17 protein-coding genes are annotated in these 15,376 nt (G+C 64.9%); 6 read left to right on the forward strand and 11 right to left on the reverse strand.

From position 1 onward, the window contains the following. Window positions 1-86: 86 nt before the first annotated feature. Both X771_RS141105 and X771_RS141100 read right to left on the reverse strand, forming a co-directional pair. Window positions 87-1,130, reverse strand: coding sequence for an SH3 domain-containing protein (locus tag X771_RS141105; protein WP_348625477.1), 1,044 nt, complete (start codon window positions 1,128-1,130; stop codon window positions 87-89). A 248-nt stretch (window positions 1,131-1,378) separates the two neighbouring features. Then, window positions 1,379-2,155 carry a metallophosphoesterase family protein gene (locus X771_RS141100; RefSeq protein ID WP_023689739.1) on the reverse strand — a complete coding sequence of 259 codons (777 nt, stop codon included), beginning with the start codon at window positions 2,153-2,155 and terminating at the stop codon, window positions 1,379-1,381. Window positions 2,156-2,332: 177 nt separating this feature from the next. Between X771_RS141100 and X771_RS141095 the strand changes: the two genes are divergently transcribed. Continuing rightward, window positions 2,333-2,803 carry a nucleoside deaminase gene (locus X771_RS141095; protein ID WP_023672423.1) on the forward strand — a complete coding sequence of 157 codons (471 nt, stop codon included), beginning with the start codon at window positions 2,333-2,335 and terminating at the stop codon, window positions 2,801-2,803. A gap of 20 nt (window positions 2,804-2,823) precedes the next feature. Here the strand turns inward: X771_RS141095 and X771_RS141090 are convergent, their stop codons facing one another. Continuing rightward, the gene (locus tag X771_RS141090; RefSeq protein WP_023689740.1) at window positions 2,824-3,180 is read right to left on the reverse strand and encodes a helix-turn-helix transcriptional regulator; all 357 of its coding nucleotides are present in this window, start codon (window positions 3,178-3,180) and stop codon (window positions 2,824-2,826) included. Window positions 3,181-3,379: 199 nt separating this feature from the next. Here X771_RS141090 and X771_RS141085 point away from each other — a divergent pair, with 199 nt between their 5' ends. Next, window positions 3,380-4,558 (forward strand): MFS transporter, encoded by a 1,179-nt coding sequence (locus X771_RS141085; RefSeq protein WP_023689741.1) that lies wholly within the window; start codon window positions 3,380-3,382, stop codon window positions 4,556-4,558. Window positions 4,559-4,587: 29 nt separating this feature from the next. Here X771_RS141085 and X771_RS141080 read toward each other — a convergent pair whose 3' ends face one another. Then, entirely contained in the window at window positions 4,588-5,052 is a 465-nt protein-coding gene (locus X771_RS141080) for a MarR family winged helix-turn-helix transcriptional regulator (protein WP_023689742.1), read from the reverse strand. A 181-nt stretch (window positions 5,053-5,233) separates the two neighbouring features. On the opposite strand from X771_RS141080, the gene X771_RS141075 reads away from it, so the two are divergent. After that, window positions 5,234-6,028: an SDR family oxidoreductase gene (locus X771_RS141075; protein ID WP_023689743.1), complete on the forward strand. Its 795-nt coding sequence runs from the start codon at window positions 5,234-5,236 to the stop codon at window positions 6,026-6,028. A 162-nt stretch (window positions 6,029-6,190) separates the two neighbouring features. Here the strand turns inward: X771_RS141075 and X771_RS141070 are convergent, their stop codons facing one another. Further along, window positions 6,191-6,790 (reverse strand): LysE family translocator, encoded by a 600-nt coding sequence (locus tag X771_RS141070; RefSeq protein ID WP_023689744.1) that lies wholly within the window; start codon window positions 6,788-6,790, stop codon window positions 6,191-6,193. Between the two features lie 96 nt (window positions 6,791-6,886). Here X771_RS141070 and X771_RS141065 point away from each other — a divergent pair, with 96 nt between their 5' ends. Continuing rightward, complete coding sequence (locus X771_RS141065; RefSeq protein WP_023689745.1) at window positions 6,887-7,756, forward strand: LysR family transcriptional regulator; 870 nt, start codon at window positions 6,887-6,889, stop codon at window positions 7,754-7,756. 72 nt (window positions 7,757-7,828) lie between these two features. Here X771_RS141065 and X771_RS1000000169415 read toward each other — a convergent pair whose 3' ends face one another. The 5 genes from X771_RS1000000169415 to X771_RS141050 all read right to left on the reverse strand — a co-directional run bounded on the left by X771_RS1000000169415 (window position 7,829) and on the right by X771_RS141050 (window position 12,190). After that, window positions 7,829-8,239 carry an integrase core domain-containing protein gene (locus tag X771_RS1000000169415; RefSeq protein ID WP_245260183.1) on the reverse strand — a complete coding sequence of 137 codons (411 nt, stop codon included), beginning with the start codon at window positions 8,237-8,239 and terminating at the stop codon, window positions 7,829-7,831. An 11-nt stretch (window positions 8,240-8,250) separates the two neighbouring features. Continuing rightward, on the reverse strand, window positions 8,251-8,943 hold the full coding sequence (locus X771_RS1000000169420) for a helix-turn-helix domain-containing protein (protein WP_245262752.1): 693 nt from the start codon (window positions 8,941-8,943) through the stop codon (window positions 8,251-8,253). Window positions 8,944-9,152: 209 nt separating this feature from the next. Continuing rightward, on the reverse strand, window positions 9,153-9,803 hold the full coding sequence (locus X771_RS141060) for a dihydrofolate reductase family protein (protein ID WP_023689746.1): 651 nt from the start codon (window positions 9,801-9,803) through the stop codon (window positions 9,153-9,155). 117 nt (window positions 9,804-9,920) lie between these two features. Next, window positions 9,921-10,778 (reverse strand): protein-L-isoaspartate O-methyltransferase, encoded by an 858-nt coding sequence (locus X771_RS141055; RefSeq protein WP_023689747.1) that lies wholly within the window; start codon window positions 10,776-10,778, stop codon window positions 9,921-9,923. A 53-nt stretch (window positions 10,779-10,831) separates the two neighbouring features. Continuing rightward, complete coding sequence (locus tag X771_RS141050; protein ID WP_023672432.1) at window positions 10,832-12,190, reverse strand: Nramp family divalent metal transporter; 1,359 nt, start codon at window positions 12,188-12,190, stop codon at window positions 10,832-10,834. Between the two features lie 257 nt (window positions 12,191-12,447). Between X771_RS141050 and mntR the strand changes: the two genes are divergently transcribed. Then, window positions 12,448-12,903 carry a manganese-binding transcriptional regulator MntR gene (gene mntR, locus X771_RS141045; RefSeq protein ID WP_023672433.1) on the forward strand — a complete coding sequence of 152 codons (456 nt, stop codon included), beginning with the start codon at window positions 12,448-12,450 and terminating at the stop codon, window positions 12,901-12,903. 91 nt (window positions 12,904-12,994) lie between these two features. Beyond that, window positions 12,995-13,183 carry a hypothetical protein gene (locus X771_RS141040; RefSeq protein WP_023672434.1) on the forward strand — a complete coding sequence of 63 codons (189 nt, stop codon included), beginning with the start codon at window positions 12,995-12,997 and terminating at the stop codon, window positions 13,181-13,183. Window positions 13,184-13,211: 28 nt separating this feature from the next. Here the strand turns inward: X771_RS141040 and X771_RS141035 are convergent, their stop codons facing one another. Further along, a complete protein-coding gene (locus X771_RS141035; protein ID WP_031203076.1) occupies window positions 13,212-15,278 on the reverse strand; it encodes a hypothetical protein in 2,067 nt (688 codons plus the stop codon). Between the last annotated feature and the right edge of the window lie 98 nt (window positions 15,279-15,376).

The following is a 15,376-nucleotide window of genomic DNA, read 5'->3' on the forward strand; positions in this document are numbered from 1 at the left end:
AGGGATCAGGCAGTAGGGATCAGGCAGTGGGGATTAGGCAGGAGCGAGGTTAAGGCGCCTATTGCCCATTCCCTACTGCCTGACACCTAATCCCCCAGCGCGAGCTGATCCGTAATCTCAAACCGCTCTGATACCCCGACGCGGATCATGTTGAGGGCGCCTTCCCTTGTGAAGCGGAACTCGCTGGGCGAATCCGAGTTGGCCGGCATCCCGGCAGAGAAGGAGATGACGCGGGTGCCGCCGTCGGGCCAGGTCACGGTGATGTCTGCCTTGTCAGTGCCCTTGTGGACGATGTTGACGGCGCAGCGGGTCATCGGCTGGCCGACATAGCGCGCGCAGGGGATGTCGGCGGTGGCGGGCGGGGGTTCCAGCCGTGCAACGGTTTGCGTAGCGGTCGCAGCTTTGGCCTGGTCTGGCCGTGGCGTCGGGGATAGTACCCCCGGCGCGGACGCTGTATCCGGCGCTGCTCCCGCAGACGCGGCGGCGGCGAGTTCCGGCGTCCCTGTGGCCTCCGTTGCCGGAGCCTCTGTGGCTGGGATTTCGTCCGTCGGCGGACTTTCATTCGCTGCGAAGGCAAGGCCGTAAGCATCCTGCATGGCGGTCCTGCCGATCTCGGCGGCGGACTTCGGCGCGCCTGGATCCGTACCGCCAAGGCGCTCCGTCAGGTCGAGTGGAGCCGGCGCGGGTGCAGCCGGGGTGGGTGGAGCCTGAGTGGGTGCAGCCGGAGCGGCAGAGGCGGCGGGTGCAGTCGTCCGGGGCGCTGCGGCCACATCGGCCGGCTGCGTCGGCATGTCGGGCGCGAGCGCCGGGCCGCCGGCTTCAGCGCTGGCGGTCACCTGGGGCGGCACGGCGTCAACTTCGACCACGGTCGGATTGTCGGGGATAAGATAGCGCGCGGGCGCCCAGCCTTTGACCAGTGGATTGTCAATCTCCTCGACCTTGCACCAGCGGTGGCCGTCCACTTCGTTGCAGCCGAAATTCCTGACGCTCGAGCCGATCGGCAGACGCGCCTGGGTTCTGCCCACAGGCGACGGCGTGGCGCGGATGTTGAGGAGATCGCCTGGGCCGAGCTCGGTCACTATGGAAACGATGTCGGCAGGCGCGTCCTCGGCATTGGCCGGCAAGCTCACCAACAACGGGCCCACCACCAACGGACCCGCCAACAACCGGGCTGCCCGCAGGAGCGGAGCGCCAGTCAGTCGATGCAAAATGGTTCGGATTGTGCGCCTCATCATTTGGCCGTGCGCCGATTACCCTTGCGGCAGCAGTCCTGCCGTATGCCAAGGCGGTTTTATAAGGGACGATACGCGGCCATGTAAGTCTGAAAATGCGTCCGATGTTTGGTGCCGCGAGGCGGAAGCAGGGCGCAGCCATGCGGTCAAGCGGAGCCTTGCCAAGAGGGTTTGGGCATGAAGCCGGTCCTCAGCGCATGCGCCCATTCCGGTCGGCCCGCCTGTGCGGCCTGTCTCGCCGCCGCTTCGTGGTCGTAGTCGACGGCGATGGTCTCGAAACGGTCTGGACCATCGCCATCCAAGGTGAGGATGCCGTAGCGCGCATGCGGGCTGCCTTGCTCCGAAACATGCGCCGGGGGCGTGTCATCTTCATAGGCGGGGGCGCCGACGCTGCCGGGATTGAAGAGCAAGGGGCCGCCGGGGATACGGACCAGTTCCGCGCGGTGGCTGTGGCCGCACAGCACGATGCGGCAGGCCGGGTCCAGCGCCTGCAACCGCCGCTGAATAGCGGCAAGCGGCGCGCGCACCAGTTGGCCATCGACGATCGCGTCGAGCAGGTATTTCTCGTCATGGTCGGGCCGCGCATGGAAAGCGACCACGCCGGGAACAATCTCCAGCGTGAAGGGCAGGGCGAGCAGGGCTTCGCGCTGCGCTGATGTCAGCCGTTCCTGCGCATAGCGGTCTGAAGCCCACATCGTATCGTCGGCCGGATCGACCGCGACCCGGCGGTCATGGTTGCCGCGCACCGTCGGCAGGTCGAGCGCTTCGAGCCGCTCGAACGTCTCGCGCGGCCAGAGCGGGCCGGAGACACAGTCGCCAAGGTTGACGGTGAGATCGGCGCCGCCGCGCCGCGCTAGATCGGCGAGCACGGCATCCAGCGCCAGCACATTGCCATGGATGTCGGCGAGAACGGCAATGCGCATGCGAGGGCTCCCTTGGTGCAGCCCCGTTGGAGGCTTGCGGCCGTCTTCCTATCAAGCCGCTGCCTTCATTATCAAGCCTTTGAGATCGTTCGAGACAGCCGGGAGCTGGCTATCGCGGAAGCACTCCATCTGCTAGCGTCCACGCCGTTCCGAAGTTCATCCGGGGGAAGACAGGCGATGACTCGCGACCAGATGGTTGCCCACCTCCGCGCCGCCAATGATGTCGCGCGCGAGACTGCCGCGCACGGGCACCATCCTTTCGGCTGCGTGCTCGTCGGCCCCGACGATCGCATCCTGATGCGGCAAGGCAACATCAACACCGTGCGCCACGCCGAAACCGAGCTCTCCCGGCGTGCCGCCGACACCTATCCGCCGGATTTCCTCTGGTCCTGCACGCTGGTCACAACCGGCGAGCCCTGTGCGATGTGCACGGGAACGCTGTACTGGGCCAATATCGGCCGGCTGGTCTACGGCTTCGAGGAGACCAAGCTTCTCGCGCTGACCGGCAACCACGCCGAGAATCCGACGATGAACCTCTCGTCGCGCACAGTCCTCGGCTCCGGGCAGAAGCCGGTCGAGGTCCACGGACCCTTCCCCGAGATGGACGAGGAGCTCCTCGCCCCGCATATCGGTTTTTGGCAGCGCTAGGACCTTGACCTCTGAACCGGTTAGCCCGGCATTTCGATGTCGTGGCCACCGACGATGGGCAGTGCCGGATCATCTCCGGCCGCCGCAATCACGCTGTCGAGCAGGCCGGGGAAGCGGGCGTCGAGGTCGGCGCGGCGCAGCGTGATCATCCGGTTGGTGCCGGCCACTTCGGCGCGGGTGACGCCGGCCTCGCGCAGTTTGGCCAGGTGATAGCTGAGATTGGTCTTGGAGCCGAGGTCGAGGAACCGGCTGCAGTTCAGCGGCACGCCTTCCTTGCTGGCGAGATAGCGCACGATGGCGAGCCGGGTCGGGTCGCCAAGCACGCCGAGCACAACCGGCAGGCTGATCTGGTCTGTATTGGGGTGCGGCAAAGTCATGGCCCGAAACTAAGCACAGTCGGTGGCGATTTCAACGCGTCCATGTTTCGCGGGCATGCACAGTCCGCTTCGCGATTGGCCCAATGGCTGTCCTGACACAGGGCTGTCAGCAGGCTTCAGCTATTTTCGTCTGGCTTCATTGACATCACGCCCTGTTATGTCCAATTGTTCAATAACTTTTGAACTAAGGACACGCCCTATGGACAAGCGCCTCTTTTGGCTTGCGCTCGGATCGTTCACGATCTCGACCGAAGGCTTCGTCATCTCCAGCCTGCTGCCTGACATCGCCACCGACGCCCGCATTTCCATTCCGCTCGCCGGCACGCTGATCACCGCCTTCGCGCTGGCTTACGCCATCGGCACGCCGATCCTGGCAACGCTGACCGGCGAACGGGACCGGCGCCGCGTCATCTTGTGGACGCTGGCGTTCTTCGTCATCGGCAATGTGGTGGCGGCGCTGAGCTCGTCCTTCGAGCTGCTGCTCATTGCCCGCATCATCATGGCGCTGTCGTCAGGCCTGTTTGCCGCTACCGCTCAAGGCACGGCGGTGGCGCTGGTCGATGACCACCACCGGGCGCGGGCCATTGCCGTCGTCGTCGGCGGAACCACGGTGGCGGTTGCGCTCGGTGCACCGCTCGGCGCGCTGGTTGCCACGATAGCCGGCTGGCGCGGGACCTTCTTTGCCATTGCCGGGCTCGGCGCGCTGGTCGGCGCCATCCTGTGGTACCGGCTGCCGCGCGGCATTGTCGGTACCAAGCTGCCGCTCAGGCGGCGGCTGGCTGCGGCGCTGCGCCCCGGCGTCATGCCGATCCTGCTGACCACCGCTCTTGCCCTGATCGGCGCCTTCTCGGTGTTTTCCTATATCGCGCCGCTGGCCATCCAGAGCGGCGGCCTCAGCCCGATTGCGCTGCCCGGCATGCTGCTCGCCTTCGGTGTCGGCGCCGTCATCGGCAACATAGCCGGCGGCCAGGCGGCCGACCGTTTTGGTGCGACGCGCACCGTCGGCTGGTCTCTGGCGCTGAGCGCCGTCATGCTGGTGATGCTCTCGGTCATCCCGACCTTCCTGCCGCAGCATCTCGCCGGGCCGGCATTGATGGCCATGATGGTGCCGTGGGGCATGGTCGGCTGGGCATTTCCGCCGGCGCAGGCCAGCCGCATCATCAAGCTGGCGCCCGACGCCGCCCCGATCGTGCTGTCGCTCAACGCTTCGGCCCTCTATCTCGGCGTGGCGCTGGGTGCTGTGGTCGGCGGCGCCGTGCTGCGCTACGGCGTGCCGGCCGATCTCGGCCTGGTCGCCGCCATCTTCCCGCTGATCGGGCTTGGCGTGGTGCTGGCCGGCCGCTGGGCGGCCCGGCCGGTCGCCATGCCGGCCGAATAGATCTTTGCAAAGGACCGGCGGCCGCTCTTTCAGCTTGAAGGGGCGGCCGCCGGCACGTCGTACTCCAGCGCCGCGACTTCATCCAGCATAGCGCGCAGATCTGCCGCTCGCTGCTGGCCGACCAGCGCCTCGAAGCGCTGCTGGGCAATGGTCCACAATTTCGTCGTCTCCTCGAGCTTGGCCTGGCCTTGCGGCGTCAGCCGCACCCGCTTGACGCGGCGGTCGTCCTTGTCGGCGAAGGTGTCGACATAGCCGTCGCGGATCAGCGGCTTCAGCGTATGGCCGAGCGCCGACAGGTCCATGACCATCGCTTCGGCTATCGTGCCCATCGCCGGCTCGTTGCTGACATGGATCTGGTAGAGCAGGCCGTACTGTGTGCCCTTCAGACCCGAAGGCGAGATTACATCGTCATAAAAGCGGCCGAGCTTGCGCGCGGCGCGCCGCAGCGTGGCGTTGTTGCAAAGGCTGAATCCCGGCAGCGCGGTCTTGCTCATCACGACTCCTTGCCGGCAAAACCGCTGCCGGCCTGTCGCAGAAATAGTTTCTGCCGCCTCCGTTGACAAGATGGTGGTATATGCCTACTTCCCGGAAAGTGGTATATGCCACTAATTGGAGATCAGGGCGGGACAAGGGTTCATCGACCTGTCTCGCCGGGCAGAAAAAAGGAACAGGACAATGAGTGGACAGGACAACAAGGGTACCGCAGTCGTCACCGGCGCATCGGCCGGCATCGGCGCGGTCTATGCCGACCGGCTGGCCGGGCAAGGCTACGATCTGGTGCTGGTAGCGCGGCGCGCCGACCGGCTGGAGGAACTGGCTGAAAAGCTGCGATATGCTTACAAGCGCAAGGTCAGCGTGATATCAGCCGATCTTGCCGACGACAATGATGTGCGCCGCGTCGAGCAGGCGATCGCAGCCGACGACAGCGTCACGCTGCTGGTCAACAATGCCGGCATTGGTGGCCAGGCCGTGGTGGCAACGGCCGACGCCGACGAGGCCGAGCGCATGATCAAGGTCAACGTCATCGCCTTGACCCGCCTGACCCGCGCCGTTCTGCCGGGGCTTCTTGCGCGCAACCGCGGCGCCATCGTCAACATCGCCTCTGTGCTCGCCTATGATACCTCGTTCGGCGGCATCTACAGCGGCACCAAGGCCTATGTCGTCAACTTCACCGAGGCCCTGCACCGCGAAGTCGCCGGCACCAATGTGAAGGTCCAGGCGGTGCTGCCGGGCGCGACCCGCACCGATTTCTGGGAGCTCGCCGGTGGCGATATCGACAATCTGCCGAAGGAGATCATCATGTCCGCCGACGATATGGTCGATGCCGCGCTTGTGGGCCTATCCAGGGGCGAAGCCGTCACCGTGCCGGCACTTGCCGATGCGACCAAGCTCGACGCCTTCCTCGGCGCAAGGCAAGTCTTCTACGGCAGCCTGCACGCCGACAAGCCTGCTGCCCGCTACGCGGTCTGAGGAGAGAGCTGGTTCGCTTCGCGAACCAGGACCCCCACCCCGCTCACTTCGTTCGCGGCCCTCCCCACAAGGGGGAGGGTAAAGTGCGCGCTCCCCTACCTCCCCTTTGTGGGGAGGTCGGACCGCAGGTCCGGGTGGGGGTACTGGCGCCGACCTCTGCGTTTACGCTCCCCGCCACATCGGTATGATCGATGCAGCCAGCACCAGCGCCAGCACGATGTTGAGCGCGCGCCATTGCCATTCGGTCTCGAGCAGCCGTGCCAGCACCATGCCCGCCACGCACCAGATCGACAGCGAGACGGCTGCAGTGAGGCCGAAGGTCGAGCCGAGCAGCAGCGCGAGTTGTCCCGGCCCGTCGGCAAGGGCCGCGAACGAGGCCGCCGCCCCCAGTCCCATCGCCCAGCCCTTCGGGTTCATCCATTGAATGCCGGCGCCGCCGAAGAAGCTGTTGGGTTTTGCCATCGCCACATCGAGATTGGGCGGCCCGGCGCGGCCGATCTTGATTGCCAGCCAGATGAGATAGAGCGAGCCGATGATTTTCATCGCCAGTTGCAGCGAAGGCATGGCCAGCAGCAGACCGGCGAGCCCGGCGGCGGCAGCAGCGGTCACGGTGGCGAGACCGGCGGCGCTGCCGACCAATAGGGGAACGGAACGGCGAAAACCGAACTGTGCACCTGAGGCAGTCGACAGGGTGGTGGCGATGCCGGGCGTGACGGTGGCCACGAAGGCAAACAGGATGAGCGGAAAGATGGGCTGCAACATGAGGCGTCCTTCATCAAAAGCCCAATGGTAGACTTCCGCATACTTCAGTAAATGCAATGTTTGCGATGGTTGGCATTAGCAGATATAATGCCATCCATGATCCGCAACCTCGACACAGCGCTGATCCGCACCTTCGTCACTGTCGCCGACAAGGCCAGCATGACGGCGGCGGCGAACGCGCTGCATCTGACGCAAGGCGCCGTAAGCCAGCAGATCAAGCGGCTGGAAGAAGCGCTCGGCTGCAGCCTGTTCGAGCGCGACCGGCGTGGCTTGCGGCTGACGCGGCCCGGCGAGCGGCTGTTCGGCAAGGGCAAACGGTTGCTTGGCCTCAATGACGAGATCTGGGCCGAGATGGCGGGCACCGAGGCCGCCGGCCAGGTGCGGCTCGGTGTTCCCTATGACCTTGTCGGCACCTTGCTGGCGCCGGTGCTGAAGGCCTATGCCGAGACCTATCCGCAGGTTGAGATTTCGCTGCTCTGTGCGGCTTCGCCGGACCTTGCCGCGGCTCTTGCGGCCGGCACCATCGACCTTGCCGTCATCGAGGAACCGGTCGGCCCGTCCGCCGGTGAGTGCCTGGCCATTGACCGGCTGGTCTGGGTGGGGGCCAAGGGCGGCGTCGCCCGCGCCAAGCGGCCGCTGCCGGTGTCGATCGTCGCCGACACCTGCGCCTTCCGCCCGGTGGTGCTGTCGGCGCTGAACGAGCACGGGCTGGAATGGCGCACCGTGTTCGAGAACGGCAACATCGACGCCACGACCGCGACGGTGCGCTCCGACCTTGCCGTCACCGCCTGGCTGGCCTCCACCGTTCCCGCCGACCTCGACATCCTGCCTTTCGATGCCGGGCTGCCGCCGCTGCCGAATTTTTCCATCAATCTGCATTTGCCGAAGTACGGCACGGCGCCGGCAGCGCAGGAGTTCGCGCGGTATATCCGGGGTGGGTTGGCACGGCGGGCTGTGGCGGCTTGACAGAACTTGCATTGTCCAGCCGATAGATGGGTAACACTTTGAACCGGATACATAGGTGACACTTCTCTCCCCCTATGCGTCCGCCGCAGCGCCAAGCGGATTGGTTGGCGCGGCGCTGCGGCGGACAAGCTTCATGTGCCGTGTGTCGATGATGCCGAGCGGGTGGGCATGGAATGAGAGTGTCCATTGTCCGTCTTCGGTCTCCAACGCAGCGACCGGTTCGCCCGCCAGCGCTTGCGAGACATATATGAAGCCGCCATTCCATCGGATCTCGCCATTGTGGCGCACGCGGCGGACCGAGGCCTCGGCCGGATAGACGGGCTCGGGTGGTGTCCTGGGCATGGCGCGCTGTGAGGACCGGTAGTGCTGGGCGGGCGTATCCATGCCCAGCGCCTCATGGGGACGTTCCTCATTGTAGCTGTGGCGGAAGGTCTCGAAGGCCTGGCCCTGTGCCGTTCGGTCGGCTTCCGGTGCCTCGGCCATCGGCAGCATGGTCAGGTGAAGCGCTCGTGACGTCCGTTCTGCTGTGGCCTGCCGGGTGCGATCCGCTCCAAGGTGATGCCGAGCTTGATGAAGCGCACGACAAGCGGCGTCAGCCCGGTGACGCCGGCCGATGCGAAGGGCGGGCCATTGTCGCTTCTGAAGCGATCCGGCAGGCCATGCTCTTCAAACAGCCGCTCAAACACCGGCCAGGCTTCGCTATCGGCCGTCGACCCCGTCGCTTCGAGCGCCAGAAGATAGCGGCTCGACGCATCCATCACCGTCAAGGGTTCGCAACGCCAGCCGTCGCGGGTCCGGAACCAGCCCTTGTGATCGCCAGTCCACACCGCGTTCGGTTCTTGCGGCTGTGGCCAGGGTCCATTGCCGCAGGCCCGCAGGCGGGGTCGCTTGCGGGCGCGGACAAGCCCATGCCGCGCAAGGATCGCGCCGACCGTCGAGGCTGAAGGCCACATGAACTCGGGAGCCGTGCGCCTGAGCCGTGCCACGATCTTCTTTGGACCCCAAAGCGGATGCAGCTCCTTGGCCGCCACAATCCGCTCAACCAGATCCTGAGCTGTCGCCCGGCCATGATTGAGCGGGGCTCGCGGCAGGTCGTGCAAACCCTCAGGCCCAAACGTCCGATAGCGTCCTAGCCATTTGTAGCCGTTCTTGCGTGAGATCCCGTAGGCCGCACAAAGCGCAACCATCGTCTCATCCCCAGAAAGACACTCCACAACAAACCGTAGCCGCTCGTCCATGATGCCAGTCTCTCGCCAAACCATCGCCGGTCCTCCGGCGGACAAGAAAACTGTCACCCATGCTATCGGTCCATTCTGTTACCTATCTATCCGGTTCGGACAGCATTTCCTCTCCCCCCGTCGATCGGGGGAGAGGAAAGGTGCCAAGCCTGTCCCTGTTACTTCCAGTTCTTACGCCGCTCGAGCTCGGCCTTTGACGGCTTCTGCGTAGCGAACGACCCGACCTTGACCTCACCCCCGCGTTCGTAGGTCGCCATGATGACGCCTGTGGTAGTGGCCTGCGACTTGACCAGCTTGAAAGCGGCGGGCATCGCACCACCATCGAACAGCCGCTTGCCCTTGCCCAGCAGCAGCGGGAAGATCATCAACCGGATCTCGTCGATCAGCCCGTTGGCCAGCAAAGTCTGGATCAGCTCGCTCGAACCCTGGATGAGCAGGTCAGGCCCATCTTCCTTCTTGAGGCGGCGCAACGCCGCGACGATATCTTCTCCAAGCCATTGCGTATTTTCCCAGGTGAGCGAATCCGGCCGATGCGTCGCCACATATTTGGTCGCAGGGTTGAAGGCATCTCCGATGGCATCTTTCTGATACGGCCAGTAAGCGGCGAAGATGTCGTAGGTTCTGCGGCCGAGCAGCAGGGCGAAGGGTTTGGAGAACAATTCCTCCATGGCCACCCCCGCCACCTCGTCGAAGTAGTGGAACGTCCAGCCGCCGAATTCGAAGCCGCCAACCGGGTCTTCTTCCGGGCCGCCTGGCGCCTGCATGACGCCGTCGAGGCTGACGAAGGTGGAAGCGATGATCTTTCGCATTGGATTTTCCTTTTCCAGGATCCGCGCCGTCAGGGCCGGATTTCGATCTAAGGACGGACAGGCCGGCGGCCGCCCGACAGGCGTTGGCAAAAAAACGCTGCCGGCCGACAAGGGTACCTACCGCCGTCGCCCGCCGCCAAGCGCCTGCGACGAAAACCAGACGTCGCCGATGATGGCGGTGGCGGTCCGGTCCGGCGCCCTGTCTGACGTCAGCCAGATCGAACGGCTGCGCGCCGCCTTCTGGAGGTCGGGGATTTTGGCCGCCGAACCGGCCGCCGAGGCGCCGACGCAGGGGATGAACCACGAGCGCATGAAGGGGTCGCAGGCAAAGCCCTTGTCGTTGCGGGTTACCATCACGGCCAGGCCGACGCCCTGGGACGGACGCCAGGGAAAGATCATGCGGCCGCCCGCTTTCAGCGCCCGAAGCCAAGGAGCCGGCGGTGCGACGACACCGGCATTGACATAGATGATGTCGGACGGCGCCAGATCGCCGGTGACGGCATCGCCGTGGACGACGCCTACATTGCCGTAGGTCTCGAGATTCTTTGTCGCTCTGGCAGCAAGATCGGCCTCCATTTCGAAGGCGGTCACCGGGCCGGGCGCAACCAGCCGGGCCAGCAAGGCGGTGTAGTAGCCGGTGCCGGCGCCGATATGGGTGACGGCCTCGTCCGGTCTGGGAGCGATCCTGCCTATCCACATGGCGTGCAGGGAGGGTTCGCCATTGTTGATGCCCTTGTCGGCATCGAGCGCCACCAGCACGTCCTGATAGATGTGAACAGGATCGGCGCTCGGCGTCATGATCTTGCCGTTGCCGGTGGTGAGCGCCCTGCCGGCGACGACCGCCCAGGGTCCGGGACCGAGAAAGGCCTCGCGCGGCACGGTGGCAAACGCCTCTTCGAGGCGCGGGTCGGCCGAGCCGGCATTGGCCGCCATCAGTTGCGCGTAAAATTTCCTGGCGTCTTCGACACTTGTCATGATGGCGATCAAGATAGCGCAAGCGGCCGGTTTGTCGCGGTCGGGAATGAAACTCAGCCGACGCCGAAGACGGTGTCGTAGAGCAGCTTGAAGTTGAGCACCAGGATGACCGCCGCGACGACCCAGGCGAGGACCGCCACGCCGCGGGGAATGGCAAGGTTGCCCATCTTCTTCTTGTCGGAGACGAACTGCACCAGCGGGATGACTGCGAAGGGCAGCTGCATCGACAGTACCACCTGGCTGAAGACCAGCAACTGGCCGGTGCCCTTTTCGCCATAGAGCGCGGTGACGACCACCACCGGGACGATGGCGATGCCGCGCGTCAGCAGCCGGCGCGCCCATTGCGGAATGCGCAGGCGCAAAAAGCCTTCCATGACGATCTGGCCGGCAAGCGTTGCCGTAACCGTCGAGTTGAGGCCGGAGGCCAGCAGCGCCACCGCAAACAGGATGGAGGCGATGCCGAGGCCGAGCAGTGGCGACAAGAGCTCGAAGGCTTGGCCGATCTCGGCGACATCCTGATGGCCGGTGCCATGGAAGGCCACCGCCGAGACGATCAGGATCGAGGCGTTGACGAACAGCGCCAGGACGAGCGCGATGGTCGAGTCCGTCGTCGCCCATTTAATGGCGTCGCGCTTGCCTTTTTCGGTCCGTTCATAGGCGCGTGTCTGTACGATCGAGGAGTGCAGGTAGAGATTGTGCGGCATCACCGTGGCGCCGATGATGCCGATGGCGATGTAGAGCATCGCCGGATTGGTGACGATCTCCGTCGACGGCACGAACATCGAATGCAGGATCGAGCCGACCGGAGGGGCAGCGGCAAAGATCTGGATGGCGAAACAGCCGAAGATGATGATCAAAAGCGCGATGACGAAGGCTTCGAGATAGCGGAAACCCTTGTTCATCAAGAGCAGCACGATGAAGGCGTCGAGCGCCGTCAGCAACGCGCCGCCGATCAGCGGAATGCCGAACAGAAGCTGCAGCGCGATCGCCGTGCCGATCACCTCGGCGAGGTCGCAGGCGATGATGGCGAGTTCGCAGGCGATCCACAGCACGAAACTGACGGGACGCGGATAATAGGCGCGGCAGGCCTGGGCGAGGTCGCGGCCGGTGGCGATGCCAAGCCGGGCGGCAAGCGCCTGCAGCAGGATCGCCATCAGGTTGGACAGCATGATGATGAACAATAGCGTGTAGCCGAACTGGGCGCCGCCGGCGAGGTCGGTGGCCCAGTTGCCCGGATCCATATAGCCGACCGAGACCATGTAGCCCGGTCCCATGAAGGCGAACAGGCGACGGAACCAGACGCCGGACTGCGGCACCGCGATCGTGGAGTTCACCTCGCGCAGGCTGGGAGGATTGTCCTCCGGCCTGTCAAATCGCCAGGATGATCCCAAGGTAGCGTCAGCTTCGGACATGGAGGGCTTTCCACTGGGTGGATCGGTTGACGTCATCCTATCTATGCCAGGGCTCAACATTATGCAATAGGCTATATTTCATTGTATGTGCTTCCTGTTGCGCCGACCGGCAGGCCGGCCGGGGATCGCAAACGCCGGTTGCGCCTACCATGGAATGGAAATAAACGGCTGGAACAGTTAAGCCCGTGCTATGAATGGCAAAGGGCGATTGCTTTGCCCAAAGCCGATTCTTGCCAAAAGATAGGAAGGAGCGCGTGTTGGCGCTGAAGCACAGACCGGTTGGACGCGAGGAGCCGCTGCCTGACGCCGAGATTCATTCGAAAGGGTTCCGGCAGCAGCGCGAAGCGCGCCGCGGCGCGCTGGTCGAGGATTATGTCGAGCTGATCGCCGACCTGATCGAGGACGGCAATGAGGCGCGTCAGGTCGATATTGCTGCGCGGCTCGGTGTCGCCCAGCCGACGGTGGCCAAGATGCTGACCAGGCTGTGCGCCGACGGGCTCGTTTCCAGAAAACCCTATCGCGGTGTGTTCCTGACCGACGCCGGGCGCAAGGTGGCGGAAGAGAGCCGCATCCGCCACCAGACGGTAGAAGCGTTTTTGCGTTCGCTCGGTGTCAGCGCCGAGACGGCGCGCATCGATGCCGAGGGCATCGAGCATCATGTCAGCGCCGAGACGCTGGAAGCCTTTCGCAAGGCGATGATCGCGCCGCGCTGAGGGGTGCCGGGGCCGCACCACTGGAACCTCCGCACGTCAGGCTCGTTGCTCCTGACGTTGCGCGTGATTGTCGCGCGCCAAGGAGGAAAACATGGGCGTCGAACAGGCACCGACCGCGAAGGGCAAGCAGGCGGCCGAGGGTTTGAGGCAGGCAGCGGCAAAGGACGAACGCAAGACCGAGGTCGAAACCGGCCATGCGCTGAAAAAGGGCGCCGCGCGTTTCGAGGAACGCTCCAAAAGCTCGGACGGCAAAAGCGCCGGCACCAAGCAGAAGATCTGAGTTCTGTTCGCAAGCGGCAACCTGCCGCTCATTCCTCGGTGTCCTGCACCCAACTGCGCGGATGGCCGTCGACGCGGAACTGGAATATGAAATAGGGCGGAATGCAGGAGCCCTTGCCAGGCTTGGCTGCGGCCAGATCGTCGTAGCCGGCGGTGCAGATATAGTCCTCGCGGCAGGGATGCGCCTTGTCGCAGGCGCGCAGGCCGGCGGTCTTGGTGAATTCCTTGGTGCAGAATTTGTGGTCCTTGCCCGACGCGATGCAGTCGTTGAAACCGGTCTTGGCGAGGCGGCCGCAAGTCGCCTCGTCGGGAAGCTTGTCGCAGCTTGCCTTGCGCAGCATGCCCCCGGGAAAGCCACCGGTCTTCTGCTCGGGGTTGTCGTAGCGTTGGCGCGCCGCGCCATAGCCGGCGAGCTTGATTACCGGTTTCTTGTCGCGCGCCGGATCGATGGCGCAGGCTTTTGCGGTGGCCGGCGACAGGCGGCAATATTTGTCGCTGCCCCAGCTCGACATCTTAATCTCGCCGAACTCGACGGGGTCGCCGACTGCGGTGGCCGCCTCGCTGACGCAGGTGCCGAAGCCCGGATGGATGTCGCTTTCATGGACGCCGGCGCAGCGCAGGCTTTCGCCGCAGCTCCAGTCCTTGAAGCTGGCATCCTTGCCGCTGTAGCAGATCGAGCCCCAGCCATTGTAGAGATCGGTGCCTTTCAGCGCTTCGGCGAGTTTGGCGTCCGGACGGGCGGCGAAGCCGCGTGAGAAATCCGGATGGCCGCCGGCGGCGAAGTCCTCGACGATGGCGCGGCGGCGAGGCAGGTCGGCGAAGAACACCGCCGAGCCGGGGACGAAGACGGCGTTGCGGCGCGGCTCGCTGGCCGGATCGGCGCCGGTGTAATGGAAGCCGGCAATGCCGTGCGTCTGGTGGCAGCCGGTGCAGGTCATTTCGTTGAGACGCAGATTGAAGCCGGCCACCGATTTCACGCTGCGCAGCTCGTTGCCCTTGGCGACATAGTCCTGCAGTGCCTTGTCGATGTCGGCATCGTCGAGCAGCCCATAGGCGATATTGTTTTGCGACCTGGCCATGCCGCCGGGTGCGACCGAGACGGCGCTGGTCGCCAGGAACTTGTCGTCGATGACCAGCCGGCCGCGATCGAGGTCGTAGAGGTTGCGGTCGGTGAGCAGCCATTTGGCGAAGGCCGGCCGGTCGGCCAGAACCACTTTCCGGTCGATCTGGTTCTCCATCTTCGATTCCTGGAAGGTGGACGTCGTTGGGTCCCATTTGAAAATCTTGAGGAGATATTCGGCGTGGCCACCGAAGTCGCGGCGGCTCGAGGCCGACAGCCGGAGAACCTGCATGTTCAGCTCAAGCCGCATGATCTGCGACGAATTCAGCATGGCGTTGGAGAGCGGCCCTTCGTCGGAGCGCAGCCAGGCTGCCAGTTGCTCGGGCGCAAGGTTCTTCTGGCCGGCGGCGAGCCAGCGCTTGGCGATTTCGGCACAGGAAACGGCGGTGGCGCTTGGACGGTCTCTCGAAGCGCGGGGGCGAGCCTCGCCGGGCCTGGCGTTGAAGACCAGACCCATGGTCAGCGGCAGCCGCGACGAGATGCGTTGCGCTGTCTTTCCCTTCGTGGGCTTCTCCGCCACCGAATAGTGGAAGCGGTAGATCAGCCTGATCTCGCCGCATTCGGTGTGGCCGAGATAGCCGCGGTCCATGCGGTTGACGACGCCGGTCAGGTCGAGCGTCGAGCCGTCATCGTCGATGTATTTCGGGTTGAATTTCTGGCTGGTGTCCTTCGACTTGACCATGGCCGCGACGTAAGGATCGGGGCTATTGGCAGGCTCGTCGGCGATCTCCTGCTTGACGGCGTTGCGCACAGGGGTCAGCGCGCGCACCGAAAACAGGCCCCGATTGTCGACCTCGCGCGTGAGACCCAGCGCCGGGCCGAGCAGGCGGCTGATCGAGAGGCCGCCACGCTCAAGCGCCTGCAATGTCTCGGGATCGGTTACGGCGACGCTGGAATCGAGCGTCACGGCGCGCGCCGGCGACGGGCCGAGGCATAGCACCACCGCCAGCAGCAGAAATCGACCGATCGTCCGCAAGTCCCCGACACCCCCGTTCGAACCGGATGCTACAGCGCGCATGCCGCCTCGACCAGAGTGCGAACACGATGCCGCTGCCACGAAAAATACTGTGACTT

The organism is Mesorhizobium sp. LSJC269B00 (assembly GCF_000502815.1).
Taxonomy (GTDB): Bacteria; Pseudomonadota; Alphaproteobacteria; order Rhizobiales; family Rhizobiaceae; genus Mesorhizobium.